Source organism: Microcystis sp. M113S1 (genome assembly GCF_020246945.1).
Classification (GTDB): Bacteria; Cyanobacteriota; Cyanobacteriia; order Cyanobacteriales; family Microcystaceae; genus Microcystis.
The window spans coordinates 1-9,678 of record NZ_JADBSA010000037.1 but is presented as its reverse complement, the minus strand read 5'-3'; the positions used below and the strand labels follow the sequence as shown (position 1 = coordinate 9,678).

Annotated in this window: 14 protein-coding genes and 1 pseudogene; 6 read left to right on the top strand and 9 right to left on the bottom strand. The window is 43.1% G+C overall.

The features are described 5' to 3' along the window. The 6 genes from IM319_RS02475 to IM319_RS02450 all read right to left on the bottom strand — a co-directional run. On the bottom strand, positions 1 to 1,097 hold a 1,097-nt coding region (locus tag IM319_RS02475), incomplete at its 3' end, for a tetratricopeptide repeat protein (RefSeq protein ID WP_287734507.1). Positions 1,098 to 1,269: 172 nt separating this feature from the next. Continuing rightward, a complete protein-coding gene (locus tag IM319_RS02470; protein WP_002789200.1) occupies positions 1,270 to 1,665 on the bottom strand; it encodes a DNA-binding protein in 396 nt (131 codons plus the stop codon). A gap of 4 nt (positions 1,666 to 1,669) precedes the next feature. Beyond that, the gene (locus IM319_RS02465) at positions 1,670 to 1,996 is read right to left on the bottom strand and encodes a type II toxin-antitoxin system RelE/ParE family toxin (RefSeq protein WP_287734506.1); all 327 of its coding nucleotides are present in this window, start codon (positions 1,994 to 1,996) and stop codon (positions 1,670 to 1,672) included. 122 nt (positions 1,997 to 2,118) lie between these two features. Beyond that, positions 2,119 to 2,433 (bottom strand): hypothetical protein, encoded by a 315-nt coding sequence (locus tag IM319_RS02460; RefSeq protein ID WP_287734504.1) that lies wholly within the window; start codon positions 2,431 to 2,433, stop codon positions 2,119 to 2,121. Positions 2,434 to 2,480: 47 nt separating this feature from the next. Further along, entirely contained in the window at positions 2,481 to 2,837 is a 357-nt protein-coding gene (locus tag IM319_RS02455; RefSeq protein WP_287734503.1) for an HNH endonuclease, read from the bottom strand. Positions 2,838 to 2,912: 75 nt separating this feature from the next. Then, positions 2,913 to 3,278 (bottom strand): hypothetical protein, encoded by a 366-nt coding sequence (locus IM319_RS02450; RefSeq protein WP_286824850.1) that lies wholly within the window; start codon positions 3,276 to 3,278, stop codon positions 2,913 to 2,915. 164 nt (positions 3,279 to 3,442) lie between these two features. On the opposite strand from IM319_RS02450, the gene IM319_RS02445 reads away from it, so the two are divergent. Beyond that, complete coding sequence (locus IM319_RS02445) at positions 3,443 to 3,787, top strand: type II toxin-antitoxin system RelE/ParE family toxin (protein ID WP_287734501.1); 345 nt, start codon at positions 3,443 to 3,445, stop codon at positions 3,785 to 3,787. Further along, positions 3,774 to 4,136 carry a DNA-binding protein gene (locus tag IM319_RS02440; RefSeq protein ID WP_287734499.1) on the top strand — a complete coding sequence of 121 codons (363 nt, stop codon included), beginning with the start codon at positions 3,774 to 3,776 and terminating at the stop codon, positions 4,134 to 4,136. The genes IM319_RS02445 and IM319_RS02440 overlap by 14 nt, the downstream gene beginning before the upstream one ends. On the opposite strand, the gene IM319_RS02435 is transcribed toward IM319_RS02440, so the two are convergent. From IM319_RS02435 to IM319_RS22335, 3 genes and pseudogenes are all read right to left on the bottom strand, one after another. Beyond that, entirely contained in the window at positions 4,094 to 4,495 is a 402-nt protein-coding gene (locus IM319_RS02435) for a tetratricopeptide repeat protein (RefSeq protein ID WP_287734497.1), read from the bottom strand. The two genes, IM319_RS02440 and IM319_RS02435, sit on opposite strands and share 43 nt — an antisense overlap. 89 nt (positions 4,496 to 4,584) lie before the next feature. Then, positions 4,585 to 6,858, bottom strand: a complete 2,274-nt coding sequence (locus IM319_RS02430; RefSeq protein WP_287734495.1) for a caspase family protein — start codon at positions 6,856 to 6,858, stop codon at positions 4,585 to 4,587. Positions 6,859 to 7,064: 206 nt separating this feature from the next. Next, positions 7,065 to 7,200 (bottom strand): annotated as a pseudogene (locus IM319_RS22335) (zeta toxin family protein); the annotation flags it as partial. Between the two features lie 92 nt (positions 7,201 to 7,292). On the opposite strand from IM319_RS22335, the gene IM319_RS02425 reads away from it, so the two are divergent. From IM319_RS02425 to IM319_RS02410, 4 genes are all read left to right on the top strand, one after another. Continuing rightward, entirely contained in the window at positions 7,293 to 7,577 is a 285-nt protein-coding gene (locus IM319_RS02425) for a DUF1778 domain-containing protein (protein ID WP_002789208.1), read from the top strand. Further along, on the top strand, positions 7,567 to 8,088 hold the full coding sequence (locus IM319_RS02420) for a GNAT family N-acetyltransferase (protein WP_287687347.1): 522 nt from the start codon (positions 7,567 to 7,569) through the stop codon (positions 8,086 to 8,088). The genes IM319_RS02425 and IM319_RS02420 overlap by 11 nt, the downstream gene beginning before the upstream one ends. A 32-nt stretch (positions 8,089 to 8,120) precedes the next feature. After that, positions 8,121 to 8,270, top strand: coding sequence for a hypothetical protein (locus IM319_RS02415; RefSeq protein WP_271988458.1), 150 nt, complete (start codon positions 8,121 to 8,123; stop codon positions 8,268 to 8,270). 141 nt (positions 8,271 to 8,411) lie between these two features. Next, positions 8,412 to 9,254, top strand: coding sequence for a methyltransferase domain-containing protein (locus IM319_RS02410; RefSeq protein ID WP_287734491.1), 843 nt, complete (start codon positions 8,412 to 8,414; stop codon positions 9,252 to 9,254). Positions 9,255 to 9,678 lie beyond the last annotated feature (424 nt).

Below are 9,678 nucleotides of genomic sequence, written 5' to 3'. Positions count from 1 at the left end.
GCCCGCCATAAGGGTAAAGCCTGTTGGTAGTAGTCTAAAGCCTTCTGTTTCTCCCCTAAATCATCATAGACAAGACCAATACCAGTGAGAGTAACGGCTTCCCCGGAGCGATCGCCCACTGCCCGCGATAAGGGTAAAGCCTGTTGGTAGTAGTCTAAAGCCTTCTGTTTCTCCCCTAAAGCAGAATAGACACCACCAATATTATTGAGAGTAGTGGCTTCCCCGGAGCGATCGCCCACTGCCCGCCTTAAGGGTAAAGCCTGTTGGTAGTAGTCTAAAGCCTTCTGTTTCTCCCCTAAATCATCATAGACAAGACCAATATTATTGAGAGTAGTGGCTTCCCCGGAGCGATCGCCCACTGCCCGCGATAAGGGTAAAGCCTGTTGGTAGTAGTCTAAAGCCTTCTGTTTCTCCCCTAAAGCATCATAGACACCACCAATATTATGGAGAGTAGTGGCTTCCCCCGTGCGTGCGCTTTGCGTGCCTTCGGCAGCGCCCACTGCCCGCCATAAGGGTAAAGCCTGTTGGTAGTAGTCTAAAGCCTTCTGTTTCTCCCCTAAAGCATCATAGACAAGACCAATATTATTGAGAGTAGCGGCTTCCCCCGTGCGATTGCCCACCGCCCGTCTTAAGGGTAAAGCCTGTTGGTAGTAGTCTAAAGCCTTTTGTTTCTCCCCTAAAGCATCATAGACAGCACCAATATTATTGAGAGTAGTGGCTTCCCCAGAGCGATCTTTTAGGGCTTGATAGATGGGTAAGGCTTGGTTATAGTATTCTAGGGCTTTGGGTTTGAATCCTAATAGATCGTAAACTCTACCGAGTGCTAGATTTATGAAGGCTTCCTGTGCCTTATCTCCCACATTACGCCACAGAGGTAAGGCTTGTTCCCATTTGGTTATAGCTTGTTGGTAGGATTCGGCTGTCCCTTGCTGGAATAGTTGCATCCCCTCGTTAAATAGCCTTTCCGCTTCAGCTTTTTTCGTCTCATTGGTTTGCGCTTGGACAGGTGGCACTATTCCGGGTTGAGAAATGGGCAAGATAGACACGCCGGAGGCGAGTAGCAGCAGTAGGGTAGCGAGGTTGAGGGATTTGAGCATGGTTTAAGAAAGGATATTTAGTTTATTGGCTCTTCTCGGCTTTGTGTGATAATTTTTGCTTATGGAATCGTGAAATGCTTACTGGGACTTTTAAGACTATTTTGCGGATATTCTATCAGTATAGACCTCGTTTCCACACAGAAACCAGAAGAGCCGTTTATCTACTTTCTGGTTATAGATCTGGGACTTTCGTTAAAACTCCCTCATATTTTTCTTTGTTATCTCCATTCAAACTAGGCAAGTTTTCAACAACATTCTTCCCCTCTTTATCAACTGTTACAGCTAGTTTTAATCCCAAAGCCTTCAGCCAAAGCCCTAAATTATAAATTCCTATTCCTGCTGGCATTGTTAATAATTTATCGAGAAATTGCTCATAAATTTTAATTTGTTCTGCGGTTAAATGAGAATCCCCAAGAGCTTCCAGAACATTCCTCAAAGCCATTTTCAGTAATTCGGGATCGAATTCAAACTCGTCTTCTTCTAAGTGAGTTTCGAGATAAAGAGCCGCATAGTTTGGATCTTTAAGATTGTCCAGCAAAAAAGGGTGGTAGCTAATACTTTTAGACATAATTTTAACTCCGATAATCTCTCCAGTATTCTTGGGCTTGGCGAATATCTTTAATTTGAGTGCTTTTATCACCTCCACACAGTAGCAACACGATGGTTGTCCCTACTTGTCCGAAATAGATGCGATAACCTGGACCATAGTCTATTCTTAATTCAAAAACACCTCCTCCTACCGAACGGTAATCGCCTAAATTGCCCATCCTCACTCGGTCAAGTCTTTTACTGATGATAGTTTGAGTTTTAGACACTCGGATAGAATCAAACCAATTATCAAAAGGAATTTGACCATCGGCTGTTACATAACGCTCAATTTCTCTTGGTTGCGTTGCCACGAATTAACTCTAGCACATTAGTTTCCTCGCCAATGCTTAACATTTTCCGTTCGTATTTCCTAATAAAAGAAGCTTTTATTATCTCTTGCGCCAATTACCAGTTTTCTCGGCGATGGCAAGGATTAACTCCGCACTCCTTGCTGTACCATCCACTTACCGAGTGCTAGATTTATGAAGGCTTCCTGCGCTTTATCTCCCAGCTTACGCCAAAGGGGTAAGGCTTGTTCCCATTTGGTTATAGCTTGTTGATAGGATTCGGCTGTCCCTTGTTGGAATAGTTGCATCCCCTCATCAAAAAGTTGTTGCGCTTGGGTGCGGGTATCGGTTTGGGCGATGGTTGTTTGGGCGATTGCTACTTCTGCCGCCATCACCAGGGGAGATAACCCTCCAGAAAGCAACAGAGTACCAGCAATCAGAAGTTTGGAGAAAGAAGCCATAGTCTTATGAAGTCAGAAGTCAGGAGGGGAAAGCCTGCCATTTTTTCTCAATCATTGGGAGGATGCCAGCCTGCTTGTACCCAATAGCTACGAACTACCAAAGCATCTGGATCGTCACTCAGATGAAGTACAGTAACAGTTGCTCTACCAATCGGTGTCAGTCCTACAATTACTATACCATCTTCAGCCCATCGGAAATGTTCCGACCAAATTTGAGTAGATGGATTAAATAGTAGGACTGTTTCGCCTGTTTCTAGGTCAATACCTGTCGTTTTGTCGCTTTTGTAGCGATTGCACAGGGGACAAGCTAACCATAAGTTAGACTCATTATTACTACCTTTTTTAGCAAGGGGAATGATGTGTTCGATCTCCAAACGAGCCATCACTAAATGCTGAGGACTCAAGCAATAACCGCAACGGTTACGCGCAGTAACTCGAACCCGACGTTCAACTTCGATAGGGATGTAGGGACGTGCTATCTATTCACTCAGAGGAGGGCGCAAACCTCGTTCAACTGCTACTTTTAAGGCACGAGCTTTATGGACTAAACCGCGCCGGTAAACCTGCATCAGTGTATCTAGTTGGTTGACTCCAGCTTCATTAAGTTCTCCTTCTTGATTCTGGGCTAAAAGACTGCTGAATAACTCTTGCTGTTCAGCTTCCATTTGCAGGTCACAGAGGGCTAAAATTTGGTTATCTGGCAAAGATTCGATGGAGAGTTCGCTGATAGCGTAGTCAATCCATTCGACTAAGATTTCTTCTAATCGTCGATGAGTAAGTGCTGCAATTTGTTTAGCTTGCTGGGCTAGGGCTTCAGGCAGTTCTAGGGTGACAGTTTCAGTCATTTTTTCTTTATTATGCCGAATAAGAGAGGACTTTGAATTCAGAACCCCCCAAACTTGGGGGGCAGGGGAGCTTCCCTGTATAGTCTTAGAGAAATCGCCTAAACCGAGGCTGTCCTATTTTACATATAAAACCGTTAAATCTGACTAACCGCTATAATTCAAACATGGCGGCTCAACCCAGAAACATTCGACGTTATGTTACCAGCGACGGCAAAGTTCCCTTTGCTCAATGGCTCGATTCTTTGCGAGATATCAAGGCTAAAACTAAAATTGCTCAACGCCTAAACCGTCTTAATGTAGGGAACTTAGGGGATTATAAATCAGTAGGAGGGGGAGTTTATGAACTACGAATAGACTATGGTTCCGGTTATCTCGTTTACTTTGGACAAATCGGGACAACGATTATCTTACTCCTGTGTGGAGGAGATAAAAGAACGCAAGCTAAAGACATTGAAATAGCCCAAAAATATTGGCAAGATTATAGGAGGCGAGAAAATGCCAGTCAGTGATAGTTATCATGATTCCCTGATCGAATCCCTTAAAGATCCCCATTATGCAGCAGTTTATCTGGAAACTCATCTAGAGGGAGATGAATATGGATTTGAATCAGAATTACTCAGACTCTCCTTCAATCACGTCCTAGAAGCCCTTGGCTCCCAAAATCTAACACCAGAACAACTCAAAATTCAGGCGAAGCAATTGGAAGAATTAATGCAAAAACCTGCCCCTGAAGCCATGAATCAACTAACCTCTTGGCTCCAAGCTTTAGGATTGAGATTAACGATAACAGTCGCTCCAAAAATGCCAGAAATAAATCATCCAAATGACGCTGTTAGTTCAATCGAGATTACAGTATAGTTCAGCAAGCTTAGTAAATGCTGAACCTCAGCAAAAGGCAAGGCTTGCTTAGACTTTCCTAGCTCGGTATAAACAAACCCAATATTATTAAGAATCACTCCTTCTTGTTGACGATCTGCAATCTGCTGATAGATTGCTAAAGCTTGTTGATATTTTTCCAGCGTGACTTGATACTGACCCTGATAGTAATAGCGATCGCCTTCTTGAACCAGTCGAGCTGCTTCAGCTTTACGGTCAGTCGTTGTTTGTGCCAAGGTTGAGGCAAAAAAAGATACTGAAGGAGTCAGCAGTGGGTTAATCTCTAGAGAGATTAAAAGGATAGCAGTGAAGAAATTTAAAGGTCGAAGCCAAGTAGGCATAGATCAATTCTCCTTAAATGATATAACTTTTATTTGCTCTCTCCAGTCATTAAACTCGCTGTGAGTGTTCCTCTGACTAAAGTTAAGAACTAGACAACCACCTCAAAACTAATCGACATAGCCGCCATCTGTCGGGTATCAATCTGACGCACTCTTGAAGTAGAAACTGTGCCACTTCTCCGACTACCCCCATCTAAATCATCCAGAAGGCTAAAAATCGCCTCATCTGGTTGAGTTAAATCTACAGGTGTCCCTCTCAGATTATCCCCTCTCTCTGCTGCCAAAACCTGCAACAATTCCAGAGCTTTGGTTAGAGGAGTCGTAGTAGTAATAACCAACACTTCCGCTATTCCCGTTTCACCCTCTACCTTAAATTTATACAATTCCCCTCGATTGGGATCGGGAATCTGAATTTTTTCCCCCGGAGTCACAGGAGAATTATCTCCCGTCCCCAGTAAAGGCGAAAGGACAGTAAACGTCCCATCTACGCTAATAAGTAAAACAGTAATATAGAGAGGAACTAACTCGTTATTTTGTACGAGAAATTGTACTTGAGTCCCCTGCTTGATTTTTTGCGCGTTACTGGTTAAGCCTCGCACCCCTCTATTTTGACTGAAACTGCCTGACTTTGCACCCCTAACCGTAAACGATTCTGCCACCAATTGGCCGCCATCTACCGTTTCCATCGCCGCCGCTACACTCAAGCGAGCCGAAGTCGCATTGAGGGTTAACTTGACCAACCTCGCTGCTAATAAAGATTTGAGTTTGGCTTGCAATCGCTTGACTCCATCAGTTACACTTTCTCCTGAAATCCCAGCTGAACCCGGAATCAGATCCGCAGCCAGAGAAAATAGAGCCAGACTACCTATTTCTGGTAAGGGAGTCACTTTAAGTTTCTGCAATTGTTGATAGTAAGCGGGAGTCACTCGACCCAGAATATAGTGAATATCCGTTTCATCTGAGGAAACCGCTTCGATGGATTTAATCCCTTGTAAAGCTTGCTTGGCTGCTGCTTGTTCCTGTCCTAAGGAAGCATCTAAGCGAATGCGGAGGGTTAAATCACTCGGAATTGCCCGCGATCGCTCTTGAAGTAGAGTCCCGGACGCAATATTATCTCTTGTCTGCATCAGTTTCCCCTTAGCTGTCAACTCTTGACGGGACTCTATCTGAACTTGACCGCGTTCTTTTCCTTCCCCATCCACTAAAGTTAAAATTGCCCCCCGACCGAATGCTTCTAAAGTACGCGGATCGATCCCTCCCAAAAACAGGTCAACCTGATTTCCCTGCACTTGGGTGACGACAGCTTCAGCAGGGACTTTCTGATCTGGTTTGAGAAAATAAACCGCTTGCTGGCTGTTGTTGCTTCCCTCCCTAGTATTAAATTCCGGTTGCTGTAATAAACCAGCCGTCGGGAAATATTCGCGTAAAATGCGATCGGTAGTCGCCGTCGCACTCACCATCACTTGACTAACTGACTCGCCTCCGGTTTGCTGCCAGAGATAGCGAGTCAAGATATATGTAAAGATACCAGCCGCCGTATCACCAAAGGAAGCATCGATCGCCGCTTGGTCAGTTCTAGCAGCCGCCAGCATTATGCCTTTGGGAACGCCTTTTTTTCGCTCTGTGGCCAAGTCTGAAGCGGTCAAGTTGAGTCTGGACATCAGTTGTTTTTGATATTCCTGTTCCTGGGGACTTGCTAACAGTTGGATATTAGAGTTTTCAGTCCGGTTTAACTCCCGATTTCCAGGGCGCAATCGCACAGTTAAGATGCCCTTTCTCGCCCCTCCAGAGTGACAACTATCCAGAATAAAAGTGACATTTTCTGTATTAATTGCTTGCATCAACAACCACAAAGTATGACCTGTAATATCATTAACTTTTCCTCCTTTATTGGGATAACCTGGAGGGAGAATGCTATCAACAGGAACAATCGTGCTAACTTGCCCATCTTGAAAAATTTGATCGGGATCAAAAACTTGAGAACCATGACCAGAAAAGTGAAAAACTACCACATCACCGGGTTGCGCCCATTTAATTAAATGTTCCTCAAACGCTTGTAGGATATTCTCACGAGTTGCTTCATGATCAGTTAAAAGCAAAATTTGATCGGACTGAAATCCAAAACGGTGAATGAGTAATTCCTGTTGTAGTTTGACATCATTGACTGCGCCTTCAAGGGGTATCCATCTAGTATCGGGGTAATTATTAACACCCACTAATAATGCCCGTTTACGAGGTGTATTCTCTGCCAGTACGCTACGATAAAAAATGGCTCGCTGTTTCAATTCCAACTGGCTCAATCCTAAAGTGGCTAATAAAGAACCAGTCAGGGATAGTAATTGCCTACGCTTAATTCTAGCCATAAAATTTCCCTACCTATTTAATACTACCAAATCTTGATACTGAAAGCATTTATTATGGTGATTTGGGGGGAATTTGCCCAGCCGTTAAGGTGACAATTTAGCCATCTTTTAAAATGCTGATAGACTCTCCTAGATCGCTATTCTCACACCAGCATCGATTTTCTGATGCAGTTCTGTTAAAGTGGATTCAGTCATTTGAGTTCTAGATAGATAATCCAAGTATCGCACAAGGATAAATACAACTGGGTCACGTTAATACGTCCCCGCTCATAACGACGACGAACCACAACTTCGGGAATATTATATGCCACTGGCTACCTTTCTGTCAACTCTCTCTAAAGACTAATGATTTCCTCCTCTTCTTTTCTGTGTACTTTGTTCGCCTAAATCTGTTAAACTAGAAACATCGGAACTCAATACTGGAGAAACCCCTTATGTCAGAAACCTCAAAGGTTAAAGATAGCCGTATAGACTTGAGAGTGACTCAAGAACAAAAAGAACTTCTCGAAAAAGCCGCCTCCCTCAGAGGAATTTCCTTAAGTGCTTATACTCTTCTTCACCTGTTACCTATTGCCAAACAAGACATAGACACTCAGGAAAGATTGATTCTTTCAGATCGAGATCGAGACTTATTTATGTCCATTATGGAAAATCCCCCGGAACTTCAAGGAAACCTCAAAACAGCCATTAAAAAATATCGAGATAAATATGGACAATGAGGCGGAAAAAAGATGGAATTTTGTCCCTATTCATCAAAAGTATCAACGAGAGTATTTTGACTGTGGTTATCCCGTCTTAAATGATTATCTCAAAAAATACGCTCGGCAAAATAATGAAAAAGGAATTGCTAAAACCTTTATTGCCATTTCCCAATCTGAGCCTTTGAAAATTGAGGGTTATTACACAGTCAGTGCTAGTGTTATTGAGTTTGACTCTCTCCCAAAATCTTATCAAAAAGGAATGCCCACCTATCCAATTCCAGCCCTACTAATTGGCAAGTTAGCTGTGGATAACTCAGTCAGAGGACAAGGATTAGGAGGAGAATTACTCGTAGATGCACTTTTTAGAGCCGTCAAAGCTTCTCAGGAAATTGGCATTTTTGCAGTTAGAGTTGATGCTATAGATTTAAGAGCCAAAGAATTTTATTTAAAATACGAATTTATTCCTTTTCAAGATCAACCGCTTTCACTCTTTTTACCGATGAAAACTATCCTCAGAGAATTTATCTAATTTTTATTTTCAGACAAAAGAGAAGAAAAGTCATGAAACTCGAAATTAATTTTGGAACTTGTTGCTCCAGTGCTGCCTTACTTCTAGATAGCACTCCCAAACCTACCAAAGAACCGCTTTTGTCAATTATTTTTGATCTAGAGCGAACTAATCAATTAAGTCTCTTGCCAGAAAAGATTTAATTTGTCGGTAGTGTTCTGAATCTGTGGATAAAACAAGTCACAATGAATAGACTGACTACCCCGCAGAAATACGATCCACAGGTCTAGAACATTACCCATTCATCTTATATTTAATTCCATCCACTCACTTAGGAAATCACCATGGAACTTTATCAACGAATTGCTGATTTTTATGACTCCTCTAGTGGACTATGGGAAAGGATTTGGGGCGAACATATGCACCATGGTTACTACGGTCGCGGCGGCAAGATTAAACTCGATCGCCGTCAGGCACAAATTGATTTAATAGAAGAATTATTAACTTGGGGAAATGTCACCGGCGCTAATCAGATTCTCGATGTGGGTTGTGGTATTGGTGGCAGTAGCCTTTATCTGGCCGAAAAATTTCACAGCCAAGGGGTGGGGATTACCCTTTCCCCGGTACAAGCCGCTAGAGCCAGCCAAAGAGCGCAAGAGTTCAATTTAAAAGAACAAGTGAGTTTTTGTGTGGCTGATGCCCTAAAAACCCCCTTTCCTGAGAATAATTTTGATCTGGTCTGGTCATTGGAAAGTGGCGAACATATGCCCGATAAAAGGCAATTTCTGCGGGAATGTTATCGGGTTTTGCAGCCCGGGGGGACTTTTTTGATGGCAACTTGGTGTCATCGTCCCACCACTTCCCTGGCCGGTAATTTAACCGAAGGGGAGATTAAACTATTAAACGAGATTTATCGGGTTTATTGTCTCCCCTATGTGATTTCTTTGCCAGAATACGCCGATATTGCCCGTGACATTGGCTTTCGAGACCTAAAAACCGATGATTGGTCCCTATCGGTGGCCGCTTTTTGGGATGTGGTGATTGACTCGGCCCTAACCCCAGATGCGATCGCTGGTTTGTTAGCAAGCGGTTACACTACTATCCAAGGAGCTTTATCTTTAGGGTTAATGCGGCGCGGTTACGAGTCGGGTTTAATTCGTTTTGGCCTACTGCAAGGGAAAAAATAATCAGCTTGGCGATGATTACAGTGCAGCGATTGATTATTAGGCGTTGTCAGATCAGAATAGGAAAGATGCAATGCAATCCTTGCTATCAAAGCAATTGGAGTTCCGGTGCTGATTCGGATCATCTTTCAATTTGACAACGCCAATTTTTCCTCAATCCAGTCTTTGACAATAGCTTGTAACGGTAAATCACGACGCTGACTTTCTTGCTCAAGAGCCTCTACCATCCATGAGGGAAACTCAAACGCAATTGTTTGTTCCTCGGAATTAGAACGTTTAATTTTAGTTAGGGTTTGCTGAATAAAGCTAAAAACCTTACAGGAAAAGGCTTTTAGCTAGATTGAGAGTCGCTCAGGTGCCCCTGAATCTGCTAAAATTACTCAAAACCCTTGCATCTTCTCTCCTTAGTACCAATGTATCGCAAGAT

Bases quoted from the DNA above. Each gene is read 5' to 3' on its own strand.
- IM319_RS02470 (WP_002789200.1), bottom strand. From the start codon at position 1,665: ATGTCTAAAAGTATTAGCTACCACCCTTTTTTGCTGGACAATCTTAAA.
- IM319_RS02460 (WP_287734504.1), bottom strand. From the start codon at position 2,433: ATGGCTTCTTTCTCCAAACTTCTGATTGCTGGTACTCTGTTGCTTTCT.
- IM319_RS02450 (WP_286824850.1), bottom strand. From the start codon at position 3,278: ATGACTGAAACTGTCACCCTAGAACTGCCTGAAGCCCTAGCCCAGCAA.
- IM319_RS02445 (WP_287734501.1), top strand. From the start codon at position 3,443: ATGGCGGCTCAACCCAGAAACATTCGACGTTATGTTACCAGCGACGGC.
- IM319_RS02440 (WP_287734499.1), top strand. From the start codon at position 3,774: ATGCCAGTCAGTGATAGTTATCATGATTCCCTGATCGAATCCCTTAAA.
- IM319_RS02435 (WP_287734497.1), bottom strand. From the start codon at position 4,495: ATGCCTACTTGGCTTCGACCTTTAAATTTCTTCACTGCTATCCTTTTA.
- IM319_RS02430 (WP_287734495.1), bottom strand. From the start codon at position 6,858: ATGGCTAGAATTAAGCGTAGGCAATTACTATCCCTGACTGGTTCTTTA.
- IM319_RS02425 (WP_002789208.1), top strand. From the start codon at position 7,293: ATGTCAGAAACCTCAAAGGTTAAAGATAGCCGTATAGACTTGAGAGTG.
- IM319_RS02420 (WP_287687347.1), top strand. From the start codon at position 7,567: ATGGACAATGAGGCGGAAAAAAGATGGAATTTTGTCCCTATTCATCAA.
- IM319_RS02415 (WP_271988458.1), top strand. From the start codon at position 8,121: ATGAAACTCGAAATTAATTTTGGAACTTGTTGCTCCAGTGCTGCCTTA.
- IM319_RS02410 (WP_287734491.1), top strand. From the start codon at position 8,412: ATGGAACTTTATCAACGAATTGCTGATTTTTATGACTCCTCTAGTGGA.